The sequence below is a fragment of the Allobosea sp. ASV33 genome (assembly GCF_016428755.1).
In the GTDB taxonomy this organism is placed as follows: domain Bacteria; phylum Pseudomonadota; class Alphaproteobacteria; order Rhizobiales; family Beijerinckiaceae; genus Allobosea.
In genome coordinates this window covers 108,492-122,777 of sequence record NZ_JAELTI010000005.1, presented here as the reverse complement: position 1 = coordinate 122,777, position 14,286 = coordinate 108,492, and the positions used below count along the sequence as shown (strand labels likewise).

The following is a 14,286-nucleotide window of genomic DNA, read 5'->3' as shown; positions in this document are numbered from 1 at the left end:
GGCAAGACCGCCGAGCAGGTTCCAGCCTTGCGCGGCGAGCGCGATGATCAGCGCGAAGACGACGAAGTTCAGCACCGTGTTCGCCTGGACGGCGAAAGGCACGAGCGCGGCGAGCGCGATCAGCGCCAGTGCGGGGCCATAGGCGCGGATCATGCGCGGGCTCCGAACAGGCCGGTCGGCTTCACCAGCAGGACGAGGATGAAGATCAGGAAGATGCCGATCTGGCCGAGGCTTTCGCCGAAGAACAGGCCGCACAGGCTCTCGACGACGCCGATGAAGAGGGCTCCCAGCAGCGCCCCGGGGATCGAGCCCATGCCGCCGAGCACGACGATGGTGAAGGCGACGAGGACGAAGGCGTTGCCGGCGCGCGGGGTGACGTAGAAGGTCGGCATCAGCAGGCAGGCGGCGATGGCGACGCAGGCCGCGCCCAGCCCGAAGGTGACGGCATAGATATGCGCGACGTCGATGCCGGCGAGGGCGGCGCCGGTCTTCTCCTTCGCCACGGCGCGGATCGCTTTGCCGGTATCGGTCGCCGCCAGCAGCAGGCCGAGCAGCAGCGCGACGAGCAGCGCCACGCCGAAGGCCGCGACGCGCGGCAGCGCCAGGAAGGTGAAGCCGAGATCGACCGACTCGAAAGCGTAGGGCACGTCGATCGAGCGCGTATCGGAGCGGAAGAGCGCCAGCATCGCGTTCTCGATGACGATCGAGAGGCCGAGCGTGACCAGCAGGATGTTACGGTCCTCGCCATGGCTCGCCGGCCCGATGACGAAACGCTGCAGCGCGTAGCCGAGCCCGAAGAAGAGCAGGGTGATCGGCAGCAGCGCGACATAAGGATCGATCCCGAGCATCGCCTGCGCCACATAGACGGCGAACATCGCTGCGGTCAGCGTCGCGCCATGGGCAAAGTTGATGATGTGCAGCACGCCGTAGACCAGCGTCAGCCCCAGCGCGATCAGCGCATAGACCGAGCCGGTCATCAGGCCGTTCAGCACGGCGGCGAGGATGATGTCGGGTGCGAACATGCTGTCTTTTCGCTGGGTGACGGGGCCACAGCCTCGGCGTCATGCTCGGCCTTGTGCCGAGCATCCACGTCTTGAACACGACCTTCGGCCACCGAAGGCGTGGATGGTCGGGACGAGCCCGACCATGGCGTTGCCGCTTCTTACGCCGGGCGCGGGAAGACCGGCTTGGCGTCGGCGAAGTCGGACGGGAAGATCACCTTGATGTCGTTGCCCTGGATCTGGGTGTTGACCGGCGCGCCACCCTGGTTCTGGCCGTCGACGAATTTCGTCGGGCCATAGGGCATGATGTGGCCGGCATAGGTCGAGGCGGCCAGCGCCTCGGTGACCTTGGCCTTGTCGGTCGAGCCGGCGCGCTCGATCGCATCGGCCAGCAGGCCGACGCAGGAGTAGTTGAGTGGGATGTTGTAGGTCCAGAACTTGCCGGAGGCCTCGACCTGCTTGCGCAGCGCCTCGGCCACGGGCTTGCGCGGGTCGTGCCAGTGGTTGCAGTCCATCACGAACTGGGCGGCCTCGTTGAACTCCTTGACGAAGCGGTAGTTCGAGGCGGCACCGTTCAGCACCGCATAGATGCCCTTCGGCTTGATGCGCTGCTGCTGCATCGTGCGCGCCAGCAGGGCGAACTCGCCGTAATAGCTCGAGGGGATGACGAGATCGGGGTTCTTCGAGCGGATCTGCAGCGCGATGTTCGACATATCGCGCGCCGGGGTCGGATGGGCGATGGTGTCGAGGATCTCGAAGCCGAGCTTGGGGAGTTCCGCCTGCATCAGCTTGGCGAGGCCGGAGCCGAAGAGACCGTCCTCATGCACCAGCACGACGGTCTTGGCAGGCTTGCCGGACTCTTCGTTCAGCTTGGCGAGGTTGGCGAGCGCGGTCTTGGTGACCATGCCGAAGCCGGGCCCGAAGCGGAAGGTGTTCTTCAGGCCGCGGGTGACGATCGAATCGGCGACGCCGACATCGACGATATAGGGCAGGTCGTAGCGGGCTGCGGCCTGGCTGGCGGCGAGGCAGATCGGCGAGGCGAAGCCGCCGACGATGCCGACCACGCCCTCGGCCTGCATGCGCTCCACTTCTGCGGTGCCGCCTTCCGGCGTCGAGCGCGCATCGCCGAACACCATCTCCAGCTTGGCGCCGCCCATCGACTTGATGCCGCCGGCATCGTTGATCGCCTTGATGGCCGCCTCGGCGCCGATCTGGCCCTGCTGCCCGTCATAGGCGAGCGCGCCGGTGACCGGCTGCAGGATGCCGATCTTCAGGGTTTTCGTCTGCGCGCGCAGCACGCCGGGCATGGCCAAGGCGGTCGCTCCGGCGGCGGTGCCTGCCAATACGGCGCGGCGTGAGATCTCGGTCTTCATGGTCATGTCGTTCTCCTCTGTCTGATGCCCGGTCTGGTGCCGGGTTGGTCGTTCACGGATCCGGTCTTCGAAAAGCTTGTCGCGTCTCAGGCGGCCCCCACGGCGGTTGGGACTGCGTCTGCGGATTCCGCGGTACGGGCAGGGGCGGGCGACCAGCGCCTCTCGCCGGCATCGCCCGCGCGGTGCAGTTCCATCTGAAAGGAGTAGCGGTCCGGCCGGTAGAGCGCGTGCAGATGCTCGACGCCGCGCCCGTCCGGCCCGAAGACCACGCGCGTCAGCGAGAGTAGGGGTGAGCCGATCTCGAGCCCCAGCGCCTCGGCGACGTCCGGGCTCGCCAGCGTCGCGCTGATCGTTTGCGAGGCTCGCTCGACCGCCGCCCCGGACCGCTCGAGCAACGACAGCAGCGGCACGCTGGCGAGGTCGCTCTCGGAATAGGTCAGGCCGATCCGCTCGGGCACATGGGTGGTGAGGTAGGAGAAGGGCTGGCCATCGATGAGGCGCACGCGCACGGAGCGCTGCGTCCGCTCGCCGGCCGCGAGCCCAAGGGAATGGGCGACCGCTTCCGGCGGATGGACATAGGAGAAGGAGAGCAGATGCACCCCGGTGCGCCGCCCCATCTCGACGAGATGGGTCAGCATGTTCGCGAAGTCGGCGACGATCGGCTTGGGGGCCTCCGGCTCGCGGACGAAGGTGCCTGCACCCACGCGACGGTCGATCAACCCATCGGATGCGAGACTGTCCAGCGCGCGGCGCACGGTGACCCGCGAGACGCCGTGTTCCAGCGCCAGGGCCGGCTCGCTCGCCAGGCGCGAGCCGGGGGCGATCTCGCCGCTGGCGATGCGCTCGCGCAGCAGCAGCGCCAGCCGCCTTGCCTTCAGTGGTTCGAGCGAAACGTCCAAGCGCCACCCCTGCTGCGCATCGATTGACTGCCAAGTCGGACAGGTAGTTGTATAGCGTATAGGACAACTGACTTGCGTCAAGTCGGTTTCGCGCTATGTTTTTGCCGAGCGGAGGGCGCGATGGTGAGATCGGCAGGCAACGGAAAGGCAAGGAGCGGGCCGCGGACCCTGTTCGACAAGCTCTGGGCCGATCACGTCGTGGTCGAGCGCCCCTCCGGCGATGCGCTGCTCTGGATCGACCGGCATTTCGTGCACGAGGGCTCGTTCCACGCGTTCAACCAGCTTAAGGCGCGGGGCGGCAGGGTGGCGGAGCCCGGCCTGACTTTCGGCGTCGCCGACCATTACGTGCCGACGCGCGACCGCGACCATGTCGGCAATCCCGAGATCGCGCGAATGATCGACGATCTCGACGCCAACACCGCCCGGCATGGCATCGAGCTCTTCGGCATGCGGGATCCGCGCCAGGGCATCGTCCATGTCGTCGGGCCGGAGCAGGGCCTGACCCTGCCGGGGCTGACGATGGTCTGCGGCGACAGCCACACGTCCACCCACGGCGCCTTCGGCGCCTATGCCTTCGGTATCGGCGCTTCCGAAGTCGCGCATGTGCTGATGACGCAGACGCTCTGGCAGAAGAAGCCCCGGCGCATGCGCATCACCATCGACGGGACGCCGATCGCGGGCGTCGGCGCCAAGGACTTCATCCTTTCCATCATCGCGGCGATCGGCGCGGACGGAGCGCGCGGCCATGCCGTCGAATATGCCGGGGCGGCGGTGCGCTCCCTGTCGATGGCCGGGCGCATGACCATGTGCAACATGTCGATCGAGGCCGGCGCACGCTGCGGCATGATCGCGCCGGACGAGACGACGTTCCGCTGGATCGAGGGGCGGCCCTTCGCGCCGAAAGGCGCGCTGCTGGAGCAGGCCGCCGAGAGCTGGCGCCGTTTGCCGAGCGACGCCGACGCCGAGTTCGACCGCGAGATTTCGCTGGATGCGAGCCGGATCGCCCCGGTCGTGACCTGGGGAACGAGCCCCGAGGATGCGCTGCCGATCGACGGCACCGTGCCCGATCCGTCGCGCGAGGCGGATGAGGGGCGGGCGGCGGCGATCCGTGACGCGCTCGCCTATATGGGCCTCAGCGCCGGGCAGAAACTCTCCGGCATCGCGATCGACCGCGTCTTCATCGGCTCCTGCACCAATGCGCGCATCGAGGATCTCCGCGCGGCTGCGAGCGTGCTGGCGGGGCGCAAGGCGAAGGTGCCGGGCCTGGTTTCGCCGGGCTCGGCGCAGGTGAAGCGTCAGGCCGAGGAAGAAGGGCTCGACCGCATCTTCGTCGAGGCGGGGCTGGACTGGGTCGAATCCGGCTGCTCGATGTGCGTGGGCATGAATGGCGACAGCGTTCCGGCCGGCGAGCGCTGTGCCTCCACCACCAACCGGAATTTCCGCGGCCGGCAGGGGCCGGGCGCGCGCACGCACCTGATGTCGCCCGCCATGGCCGCCGCCGCCGCGGTCGCCGGCAGCCTGGCCGATGTCCGCCCGATGCTGGAGGGTCGCTCGTGAAGCCGCTTGTCCAGGTCGCCGGCCATGCCTGCGCGCTCGGCCTCGCCAATGTCGATACCGACCAGCTGATTCCCGCCCGCTTCATGAAGCGGCCGCGCTCGGAAGGCTATGGCGATTTCCTGATGCATGATCTGCGACGGGACGAGGAAGGTGCGGAGAAGCCGGGCTTTCCACTCAATCGCGAGCCCGGCCGTTCGGCTTCGATCCTGGTGGCGCGCCGCAACTTCGGCTCCGGTTCGTCACGCGAGGCCGCGGTCTATGCCTTGGCCGATCACGGCATCCGCGTCATCCTGGCGCCGACCTATGGCGACATCTTTGCCTCGAACGCTGTAAAGAACGGTCTGTTACCGGCTGTCCTCGGCGAGGAGGAGATCGAGGAATTGCTCGCAGCTCTGGCCGCCGTGCCGGAGCAGCACGTGGCCGTCGATCTGACGACCTGCACCGTGTCGTGGGGGAACCGCGCCGTCCCGTTCCAAATCGACACCGTCTGGCGCGAGCAATTGCTGAACGGTTGGGACGACATCGACGTGACGCGCTCTTTCTCGAACGAGATCGCACGTTTCAGGACGGCCACCGAGCGCGAACGCCCCTGGATGAAGCGCGGCCGCGATCCCGGAGCCTGATCGCGATCGACCATCGTCGGCCACCAGCCAAGTCGAACGCCGACGCGATCCGTGCGATCCAGTAGGACGGCCACTCGGCTCGATGGAAGGACGGGTCCGCTCGCGGCGTCTCGGTCATCGCCGCGCGATTATCGCAAGACCGCGGGGTGCGGCCGCTATAAAATCGGACCGGATATCGATCAAGGCCGTATCGGTGATGAGCCTTCCCCTTGGGGACCAGCGCAAATCGAGAGCATCGGCGATCGCCGGAAGGCATCCGGCGTCATCCCCTCGATCGCCCTGAAGGTCCGGATGAGATGGGGCAGGTCGCAGAAGCCGGTATCGGCCGCGACCTGCGTCGCCGATCGCCGGGTCGTCCTGAGCAGGTGCTTGGCCTGGCCGATCCGGATCAGCCGGTCCGCTTCGAGCGGTGTCATGGCCAGCGCCGCGCGAAAATGCCGTTCGAGCTTGCGCCGGCCGACGCCGAGCTGCGCCACGAGGCGCCCGATCGCAAGCGGGGCGTCGATTGATTGCTGCATCAGGAGCAGCGCCTTCCGTACCAGCGGATCATCGGCGACGAGCGCGAGCGGCATGCCCGGCTGCGGCTCCTCCGCCGCCATGGCCTCGTCGATGATCATGATATGCAGGCTCTTCGCAGCCCGCGCCCGGCCGAGATGGCGCTCGACGATGAAGGCCGCGAGATGCGCCGACGACACGCCGCCCGAGCAGGTCAGCCGGTCGCGATCGACCACGAAGATCTGGTCGGAGACGGGTTTCAGCCCGTCGAAGCGCTCCAGGAAATCGGCATGGTGGAACCAGCTCACGCAGGCGCGATAGCCCTGCATCAGGCCGGTCCTGTGCAGGATGAAGGTGCCGGTGCAGACGCCGACCAGCGGCACCCCGGCCGCGGCCGCGCGCTGGAGAAAAGTCACCGTATCCGGGTGCAGGTTTTCGATCTCGTCGACCAGCCCGCCGACGACGACGAGATAGTCGAAGCGTGCGGGGTCGCCGAGCCGTTCCTCCGGCTGGACGGCGACGCCGCAGCTCGACGCGATCGCCTCCATCGTCGGCGACAGCACGCGCCATGAACAGAGGATCGGCCGCGAGCGGTCGCCTTCATCCGCCGACAGGCGCAGCACGTCGACGAAATTCGCGAAGGCGCAGAGCGTGAACCGGCGCGCCAGGATGAAACCGACCTTGAGCGTCGCCATGGCGCCTCCTTGTCGCAAGCATACAGCATGGATGACGAATCCATGCAGTTGAAATGCGCGTCGTTCCGGCATTGCTACCCTGAGCAATCCGGGAGGCCGGCATGACGCATTTCTCCTTCGCCGAGATCCTCAAGGGCGCGCTGACCGGCCAGAAGAACTGGACGCCGCAATGGCCCGATGCCCAGCCCAAGGCAGCCTATGACGCGATCATCGTCGGGGCTGGCGGGCACGGGCTCGCCGCAGCCTATTACCTCGCCAAGGAGCATGGGATCACCAATGTCGCGGTGATCGATAAGGGCTGGCTCGGCGGCGGCAATACCGGCCGCAACACCACGATCATCCGCTCGAATTACCTCTATGACGAGAGCGTGCGGCTCTACGATCACGCGCTCGATCTCTGGGAGAACCTCTCGCAGGAGCTGAATTACAACGTCATGTACTCGAAGCGCGGCGTGATGATGCTGGCGCATAATGTCCACGACGTTCAATCCGCCCAGCGGCACATCCATTCCAACCGCTTGAACGGCGTCGACAATGCCTGGCTGACGGTTGAGGAGGCGAAGCGCTTCTGCCCGCCGCTCGATATCTCGCCCACGGCCCGCTACCCGGTGCTCGGCGCCGCCTTGCAACGCCGCGCCGGTGTCGCCCGCCATGACGCCGTCGCCTGGGGCTATGCCCGCGGCGCGGCGGCGCGCGGCGTGGACATCATCCAGAACTGCCCGGTGACGGCGATCCGCCGCGGGCCGGACGGCCGCGTCAGCGGGGTCGAAACGCCGAAGGGTTTCATAGCCGCCAAGAAGGTCGCGGTGTCCGCCGCCGGCCATACCTCGGTCGTGATGGAAACCGCGGGTATCCGCCTGCCGCTCGAATCCTATCCGCTGCAGGCGCTGGTCTCCGAGCCGGTCAAGCCGATCCTGCCCTGCGTCGTCATGTCGAACTCGGTGCACGCCTATATCAGCCAGTCCGACAAGGGCGAGCTCGTCATCGGCTCCGGCACAGACCAATATGTCAGCTATTCCCAGCGCGGCGGCTTGCCGCTGATCGAGCACACGCTGGCGGCGATCTGCGAAATCTTCCCGCTCTTCCGGCGCATGCGGATGCTCAGGAAATGGGGCGGCATCGTCGACGTGACGCCGGACCGCTCGCCCATCCTCGGCAAGACTCCCGTGCCCGGGCTCTATGTGAATTGCGGCTGGGGCACCGGCGGCTTCAAAGCGACCCCGGGCTCGGGCCATGTCTTCGCCCACACCATCGCCCGCGACGAGCCGCATCCCATCAATGCACCCTTCACGCTGGAACGCTTCACCACCGGCCGGCTGATCGACGAGGCGGCCGCGGCCGCCGTCGCGCACTAAGGTTCCGCCATGCTGCTGATCCGCTGCCCCTATTGCGAGCAGGACCTGCCCGAGCTCGAATTCGCTTACGCCGGCGAGGCCCATATCGCCCGCCCGCAGGACCCGTCGTCTGTGAGCGACGAGGAATGGCGCGACTTCCTCTTCATCCGTTCGAACCCGCGCGGCGTCCATGTCGAGCGCTGGCGCCATGTCAACGGTTGCGCCCGTTTCTTCAACGCGGCGCGCGAGACCGTCTCCGACCGCTTCCTCGCGACCTACAAGGCAGGCGAGCCCCGGCCCGATATCGCCAGCCTGTCGGGGGAGGCCCGATGACCAGCCATCGCCTCCCGAACCGCGGTCGCGTCGATCACGCCAGGCCCGTCCGCTTCAGCTTCGACGGCAGGAGCTATCAGGGGCTGGCCGGCGACACGCTCGCCTCGGCGCTGCTTGCCAATGGCGTCCATCTGATGGGGCGCTCCTTCAAGTACCACCGCCCGCGCGGCGTGGTCTCCGCCGGCTCGGACGAGCCTAACGCGCTGATGGGCACGAGCCGCGGCCCCCGCCGTTTCGAACCGAATACCCGCGCCACCATTCAGGAGCTGCGCGACGGCCTCGAAGCGACCAGCCAGAACCGCTGGCCCTCGCTCGCCTTCGACTTCGGAGCGATCAACGATCGCCTGGGTTCGCTTTTCTCCGCAGGCTTTTACTACAAGACCTTCATGTGGCCGCGTGCCTTCTGGGACCGCGTCTACGAGCCCGTCATCCGCAAGGCGGCCGGCCTCGGCGTCTCGCCGAGCGAACCCGACGCGGATCGCTATGCCAGTCGCTTCGCTCATGTCGAGGTGCTCGTCGTCGGCGCCGGTCCCGCCGGCCTTGCCGCCGCACTCGCCGCCGGCCGTTGCGGCGCCTCGGTCATGCTCGTCGACGAGACGGCCGAGCCCGGCGGCAGCCTGTTGTCCGAGCCCTCGGTGACGATCGACGGCCGGCCGGCCTGGGACTGGCTGGCAGCGATCCTGGCGGAACTGGCGGCGCTGCCGAATGTCACGATCATGCCCCGCACGACCGCGATCGGCTATTACCACCAGAACCTGATCGGCCTGGCCCAACGCCTGACCGACCACCTGGCCGCCCCGCCCGAGGGCGCGCCGCGGGAACGCCTCTGGCGCGTCCGTGCCGGCCAGGTCGTGCTCGCCCAGGGTGCGCTGGAAAAGCCGCTCGTCTTCGACGGCAACGACCGCCCCGGCGTGATGCTGGCCGGCGCCGCACAGACCTATCTCAATCGCTATAGCGTCAAGATCGGCGATCGCCCGGCCATCGTCACCACCCATGACTCGGCCTGGTTCGCGGCCTTCGATCTCGCGGAGGCCGGCGTCAAGCCGGCCGCTATCGTCGATCTGCGCGCCAGCGTCGACCCCGCCCTTGCAGCCCGCGCGCGGGCTCTCGGCATCGAGGTTCTGCCTGGCCACACCGTTACAGGCACGTCGGGGCGCCTGCGGGTCCAATCGCTGCGGGTCAACCGGATCGAGAACGGCAAGGTGGGCGCTGCCCGCGAGATTGCCTGCGACGCCGTGCTGATGTGCGGAGGCTGGACGCCCAGCCTGCACCTCTTCAGCCATACAAGGGGCAGCCTGACCTGGGACGGCGAGCTCAAGGCGTTCCTGCCGGGCGAGAAGACCGAGGCCGTCCAGATCGCGGGCGCCGGGCGCGGCCTCTGGGGCATCGCCGCCGCGCTCGACGATGGCGCCTCTGCCGGCGCCGCAGCCGCCCGTGTCGCTGGTCATGATGCGACGGCGCAAGGCCATGCTGTCACGGTCGACCGGACCGGCTCCGGCATCACCTGCAAGGAGCTCCCGACCGACCGCGACCCGGCTCGCGCCAAGGCCTTCATCGATTTCCAGAACGACGTCACCGCCAAGGACATCCGCCTCGCGGTCCGTGAGGGCATGCGCTCGATCGAGCACGTCAAGCGCTACACCACCAACGGCATGGCGACCGACCAGGGCAAGATGTCGAACCTCAACGGCCTGATGATCGCCGCCGATGCGCTGGGCCAAGAGGCGCCGCAGGTCGGCCTGACCACCTTCCGTCCGCCCTATACGCCGACGAGTTTCGGCACCTTGGCCGGCTATCATCAGGCCGCGACCTTCGAGGTCACGCGCAAGACGCCGATCGATCCCTGGGCGCAGGCGCAAGGCGCAGTCTTCGAACCCGTCGCCCTGTGGCGCCGCGCCTGGTACTTCCCGAAGCCGGGTGAAGACAGGCACGCCGCCGTCAACCGGGAATGCCGCGCGGTTCGGACCGCCGTCGGCATCTTCGACGCCTCGACGCTGGGCAAGATCGAGGTGGTCGGTCCGGATGCCGTCACCTTCCTGGAGCGGATGTATACCAATCCGTGGGCGAAGCTCGGGATCGGGCGCTGTCGCTACGGACTGCTGCTCGGCGAGGACGGCTTCATCCGCGACGACGGCGTCATCGGCCGGCTGTCCGAGGGCCGCTTCCACGTCACCACCACCACCGGCGGCGCCGCCCGCGTGCTCAATATGATGGAGGACTATCTCCAGACCGAATGGCCGGAGCTCAAAGTCTGGCTCACCTCGACCACCGAGCAATGGGCGGTCATCGCCTTGCAGGGGCCGAATGCGCGCAAGCTCCTCGCGCCCTTCGTCGAGGGCCTCGATGTCTCCGAGGCCGCGTTCCCGCATATGTCTGTGGCCGAATGCACGGTTGCCGGCCTGCCGGCCCGGCTGTTCCGGGTGTCCTTTACCGGCGAGCTCGGCTTCGAGATCAACGTCCCCGCCCGCCATGGCCGCGCCCTCTGGGAGAAGCTGATGGCGGCCGGCCAGCCATATGGCATCACGCCCTACGGCACCGAGGCGATGCATGTGCTGCGGGCCGAGAAGGGCTACATCATCGTCGGCCAGGACACCGATGGCACGCTGACCCCGGACGATGCCGGCCTGAGCTGGGCGATCGGCAAGGCCAAGCCCGATTTCGTTGGCAAGCGCTCGCTCGCGCGCCCCGACATGGTCGCGAAGGGCCGCAAGCAGCTCGTCGGCCTGCTGACCGACGATCCGAAGACCGTATTGGAGGAAGGGGCCCAGATCGTCGCCGATCCCCACCAGCCGAAGCCGATGACCATGCTCGGCCATGTCACCTCCGCCTATTGGAGCGAGGCGCTCGGCCGCTCGATCGCCATGGCGGTCATTGCCGACGGCCGCGCCCGCGATGGCGAGACGCTGCACATCCCGATGCCGGACCGGGCGATCCCCGTTCGTGTGGTCAGGAGCACCGTCTTCTACGATCCCGAAGGCGCCCGCCTGAGCCTGCGGGAGGAAACGCCATGAGTCTCACGACCGCTCCGGCGGTGATCACAGAGCCGGCATCCACCACGCGGATTTCGCTGCGCATCATCGATCCTGCTGCCGTCGGTGCAGGCCTCGGCCTTGCTTTTCCCACGAAGATCGGCGCGCGCACCGTTGCCGGTGCCCGATCCGTCTTGTGCCTCGGTCCCGACGAGTGGCTCGTCCAGGCGCCGGAGCGGGAGGGCGAAGCGATGACCGAAGCTCTCGCCGCGATCGGCACGACGCTGCCGCTCAGCGCCGTCGACATCTCCGATCGCGAGATCACGCTGGCGCTTTCCGGCCCCGCCGTCCTCGATCTCCTTGCCATCGGCTGCCCGCGCGATCTCGCACAGCTTCCGGTCGGTTCAGGCTGCCGCACGCTGTTCGATACGGTGCAGGTCGTGCTGACCCGCGAGGCGCCGGATCGCTTCCACCTGACGGTCTGGCGTTCCTTCGCGCCGCATCTTCAGGCGCTTCTGGACATCGCCCTGCGCGAGCTCGCCACCGGTCTTTGAACGCGGAGCCGCCGGCGTGTCATCGGCGTGCGCTGGAGCGAGCCGGCAATCGCTCCGACCGCGGCGGATGGCCGAAGCGCGCCCTGTAGCGGCGGGAGAAATGGCTGGCGCTGGCGAAGCCGCAGGCCAGCGCGACCTCCAGCACCGACAGGCTGGTCTGCCGCAGCAGGTCGCGCCCCCGGTCGAGCCGCAGAGCAAGATAATGCTCGCCAAGCGATCGCCCGAGATGCTGGCGGAACAGGCGTTCGAGCTGGCGCAGCGATATGTCGGCCAGCCGGGCGAGGGCTTCGCGGGGTTCCGGGTTCTCCAGCGTCTGTTCCATCCGGCCGATGACCCGCAGCAGCGGCTCATGCGCGATGCCCAGCCGCGCACGCAGCTTCATGCGCTGGGGATCGGTGCCCTCCCGGACCTGGGTCTGCAGGAACCATTCGCTGACGGCGAGCGCGAGGCCGCTGCCATGCTCGCGGGCGATCAAGGCATGCATCATGTCGAGCGGGGCGGTGCCGCCGCTGCAGGTCAGCCGGTCGCGGTCGATCTCGTAGAGCGAGCGGCGCAGGTCGAGATCGGGATACTCCTCAAGAAAGGCCTCCGCGTGCTCCCAGTGGATCGTGAATCGGTAGCCGGTCAGCACATTGGCCCGCGCCAGGACGTAAGGCCCGCCCGAGACGCCGCCGATCCGGACACCGCGCCGGGCCTGCTGCCGCAGCCAGGAGAAGGTCGGCGGGTGCTGGAAGAGCGCCGGGTTGCCGCCGGCGCAGACGAGGAGGTAGTCGAGCCGAAGCTCCGCGCCGGCCGCAGCATCCGCAGCGATGGCGACGCCGTTCGAGGCCTTTGCCGGGTTTCCGTCGATCGAGACATGGCTCCAGCGATAGAGTTCGCGGCCTGACAGGATATTGGCGGCCCGCAACGGCTCGATCGACGAAGCGTAGGGCAGCAGCGCGAAATCGGGGATCAGCAGGAAGCCGACATGGGTCGGCGCGCTATTGTCGCTATCAGGCACGTTCGTGTCGCTATCGAGCATGTCGCCGAGCCTATGTCGGTCAAACTCCGACTGACAAGCCCGACCGGATTCCCCGATGCGCTATTCCGTCTTCTCGCTGCTCGCCCAGGCGTTCCAGGGCCATAAGGGCTGGACGCCCGTCTGGCGCGATCCGGCCCCCAAGGCCGAATACGACGTCGTGATCATCGGCGGCGGCGGGCACGGCCTCGCGACGGCGCATTACCTTGCCAGCCGGCACGACATCACCAAGGTCGCAGTGCTGGAGAAGGGCTATCTCGGTTCCGGCAATGTCGGCCGCAACACCACGATCATCCGCTCGAACTACCTCCTGCCCGGCAACACGCCCTTCTACGAACTGTCGATGAAGCTCTGGGAGGGCCTTGAGGAGGACCTGAACTACAACGCCATGGTCAGCCAGCGCGGCGTGATCAATCTCTACCATTCCGACGGGCAGCGCGACGCCTATGCCCGGCGGGGCAATGCGATGCGGCTCGCCGGCGTCGATTCCGAGCTGCTCGGCCGCGAGCAGGTTAGGGCGATGCTGCCCTATTTCGATTACGACAACGCCCGCTTTCCGATCCAGGGCGGGCTGTTGCAGAAGCGCGGCGGCACGGCGCGTCACGACGCGGTCGCCTGGGGCTATGCCCGCGCCGCCGACAGCCGCGGCGTCGACCTGATCCAGAACTGCGAGGTCACCGGCATCACCATCGTCAATGGCCGCGCCGTCGGCGTCGAGACCTCGCGCGGGCCGATCCGGGCGAAGAAGATCGCCATGGCCGTCGCCGGCAATTCGTCGCGGGTGGCGGCGATGGCCGGCCTGCGCCTGCCGATCGAAAGCCATGTGCTCCAGGCCTTCGTCTCCGAGGGCCTCAAGCCGCTGATCGACACCGTCGTCACCTTCGGCGCCGGGCATTTCTACATCAGCCAGTCGGACAAGGGCGGGCTCGTCTTCGGCGGCGATATCGACGGCTACAATTCCTACGCACAGCGCGGCAACCTGCCGGTGATCGAGGATGTGATGGAAGCCGGGATGGGGCTCTGGCCCGGGCTCGGACGGGTGCGGATGCTGCGCCACTGGGGCGGCATCATGGACATGTCGATGGACGGCTCCCCGATCATCGACGTCACCCCGGTCGACGGGCTCTATCTCAATTCCGGCTGGTGCTATGGCGGCTTCAAGGCGACGCCGGCCTCCGGCTTCTGCTTCGCCCATCTGATCGCGACGGGAGCGCCGCACCCGGTCGCGAGCGCCTACCGGCTCGATCGCTTCGCCACCGGGCACCTGATCGACGAAAAGGGCGCCGGCGCCCAGCCGAACCTGCATTGAGATGACAAGCCGTGCTCGCCATCCCTGTCATGGTCGGGCTTGTCCCGACCATCCACGTCTTCCGCTATCGAAAGCGGTGTTCAAGACGTGGATGCTCGCCACAGGGGCGAGCATGACGGCAGCGCT

At 67.8% G+C, this 14,286-nt stretch carries 12 protein-coding genes; 7 read left to right on the top strand and 5 right to left on the bottom strand.

Annotation, left to right across the window (positions count from 1 at the left end):
• Positions 1–149: 149 nt before the first annotated feature.
• The 3 genes from JHD80_RS03100 to JHD80_RS03090 all read right to left on the bottom strand — a co-directional run bounded on the left by JHD80_RS03100 (position 150) and on the right by JHD80_RS03090 (position 3,273).
• Positions 150–1,022: a branched-chain amino acid ABC transporter permease gene (locus JHD80_RS03100; RefSeq protein WP_199084903.1), complete on the bottom strand. Its 873-nt coding sequence runs from the start codon at positions 1,020–1,022 to the stop codon at positions 150–152.
• 140 nt (positions 1,023–1,162) lie between these two features.
• Positions 1,163–2,380: an ABC transporter substrate-binding protein gene (locus tag JHD80_RS03095; protein WP_199084902.1), complete on the bottom strand. Its 1,218-nt coding sequence runs from the start codon at positions 2,378–2,380 to the stop codon at positions 1,163–1,165.
• Between the two features lie 80 nt (positions 2,381–2,460).
• Positions 2,461–3,273 (bottom strand): GntR family transcriptional regulator, encoded by an 813-nt coding sequence (locus tag JHD80_RS03090; RefSeq protein WP_199084901.1) that lies wholly within the window; start codon positions 3,271–3,273, stop codon positions 2,461–2,463.
• Positions 3,274–3,393: 120 nt separating this feature from the next.
• Here JHD80_RS03090 and leuC point away from each other — a divergent pair, with 120 nt between their 5' ends.
• Positions 3,394–4,830 carry a 3-isopropylmalate dehydratase large subunit gene (gene leuC, locus JHD80_RS03085; RefSeq protein WP_199084900.1) on the top strand — a complete coding sequence of 479 codons (1,437 nt, stop codon included), beginning with the start codon at positions 3,394–3,396 and terminating at the stop codon, positions 4,828–4,830.
• A complete protein-coding gene (leuD, locus tag JHD80_RS03080; protein ID WP_199084899.1) occupies positions 4,827–5,453 on the top strand; it encodes a 3-isopropylmalate dehydratase small subunit in 627 nt (208 codons plus the stop codon). Before leuC ends, leuD begins: the two co-directional genes overlap by 4 nt.
• 179 nt (positions 5,454–5,632) lie before the next feature.
• On the opposite strand, the gene JHD80_RS03075 is transcribed toward leuD, so the two are convergent.
• Positions 5,633–6,643 carry a GlxA family transcriptional regulator gene (locus JHD80_RS03075; RefSeq protein ID WP_199084898.1) on the bottom strand — a complete coding sequence of 337 codons (1,011 nt, stop codon included), beginning with the start codon at positions 6,641–6,643 and terminating at the stop codon, positions 5,633–5,635.
• A 101-nt stretch (positions 6,644–6,744) separates the two neighbouring features.
• Here JHD80_RS03075 and JHD80_RS03070 point away from each other — a divergent pair, with 101 nt between their 5' ends.
• Genes JHD80_RS03070 through JHD80_RS03055 form a run of 4 tightly spaced genes read left to right on the top strand, consistent with a single transcriptional unit; the run spans position 6,745 to position 11,833 of the window.
• Entirely contained in the window at positions 6,745–7,998 is a 1,254-nt protein-coding gene (locus JHD80_RS03070) for a sarcosine oxidase subunit beta family protein (RefSeq protein WP_199084897.1), read from the top strand.
• Positions 7,999–8,007: 9 nt separating this feature from the next.
• Entirely contained in the window at positions 8,008–8,310 is a 303-nt protein-coding gene (locus tag JHD80_RS03065; RefSeq protein WP_199084896.1) for a sarcosine oxidase subunit delta, read from the top strand.
• Positions 8,307–11,321, top strand: a complete 3,015-nt coding sequence (locus JHD80_RS03060) for a sarcosine oxidase subunit alpha (RefSeq protein WP_199084895.1) — start codon at positions 8,307–8,309, stop codon at positions 11,319–11,321. The genes JHD80_RS03065 and JHD80_RS03060 overlap by 4 nt, the downstream gene beginning before the upstream one ends.
• Complete coding sequence (locus JHD80_RS03055) at positions 11,318–11,833, top strand: sarcosine oxidase subunit gamma (protein WP_199084894.1); 516 nt, start codon at positions 11,318–11,320, stop codon at positions 11,831–11,833. The genes JHD80_RS03060 and JHD80_RS03055 overlap by 4 nt, the downstream gene beginning before the upstream one ends.
• 19 nt (positions 11,834–11,852) lie before the next feature.
• On the opposite strand, the gene JHD80_RS03050 is transcribed toward JHD80_RS03055, so the two are convergent.
• Positions 11,853–12,854, bottom strand: a complete 1,002-nt coding sequence (locus JHD80_RS03050) for a GlxA family transcriptional regulator (RefSeq protein ID WP_199084893.1) — start codon at positions 12,852–12,854, stop codon at positions 11,853–11,855.
• 55 nt (positions 12,855–12,909) lie between these two features.
• Between JHD80_RS03050 and JHD80_RS03045 the strand changes: the two genes are divergently transcribed.
• Positions 12,910–14,160 carry a sarcosine oxidase subunit beta family protein gene (locus JHD80_RS03045; RefSeq protein ID WP_199084892.1) on the top strand — a complete coding sequence of 417 codons (1,251 nt, stop codon included), beginning with the start codon at positions 12,910–12,912 and terminating at the stop codon, positions 14,158–14,160.
• The last annotated feature ends 126 nt before the right edge of the window (positions 14,161–14,286 follow it).

Bases quoted from the DNA above. Each gene is read 5' to 3' on its own strand.
- leuC (WP_199084900.1), top strand. From the start codon at position 3,394: ATGGTGAGATCGGCAGGCAACGGAAAGGCAAGGAGCGGGCCGCGGACC.
- JHD80_RS03100 (WP_199084903.1), bottom strand. From the start codon at position 1,022: ATGTTCGCACCCGACATCATCCTCGCCGCCGTGCTGAACGGCCTGATG.
- JHD80_RS03060 (WP_199084895.1), top strand. From the start codon at position 8,307: ATGACCAGCCATCGCCTCCCGAACCGCGGTCGCGTCGATCACGCCAGG.
- JHD80_RS03070 (WP_199084897.1), top strand. From the start codon at position 6,745: ATGACGCATTTCTCCTTCGCCGAGATCCTCAAGGGCGCGCTGACCGGC.
- JHD80_RS03055 (WP_199084894.1), top strand. From the start codon at position 11,318: ATGAGTCTCACGACCGCTCCGGCGGTGATCACAGAGCCGGCATCCACC.
- JHD80_RS03095 (WP_199084902.1), bottom strand. From the start codon at position 2,380: ATGACCATGAAGACCGAGATCTCACGCCGCGCCGTATTGGCAGGCACC.
- JHD80_RS03045 (WP_199084892.1), top strand. From the start codon at position 12,910: ATGCGCTATTCCGTCTTCTCGCTGCTCGCCCAGGCGTTCCAGGGCCAT.
- JHD80_RS03065 (WP_199084896.1), top strand. From the start codon at position 8,008: ATGCTGCTGATCCGCTGCCCCTATTGCGAGCAGGACCTGCCCGAGCTC.
- JHD80_RS03050 (WP_199084893.1), bottom strand. From the start codon at position 12,854: ATGCTCGATAGCGACACGAACGTGCCTGATAGCGACAATAGCGCGCCG.
- JHD80_RS03075 (WP_199084898.1), bottom strand. From the start codon at position 6,643: ATGGCGACGCTCAAGGTCGGTTTCATCCTGGCGCGCCGGTTCACGCTC.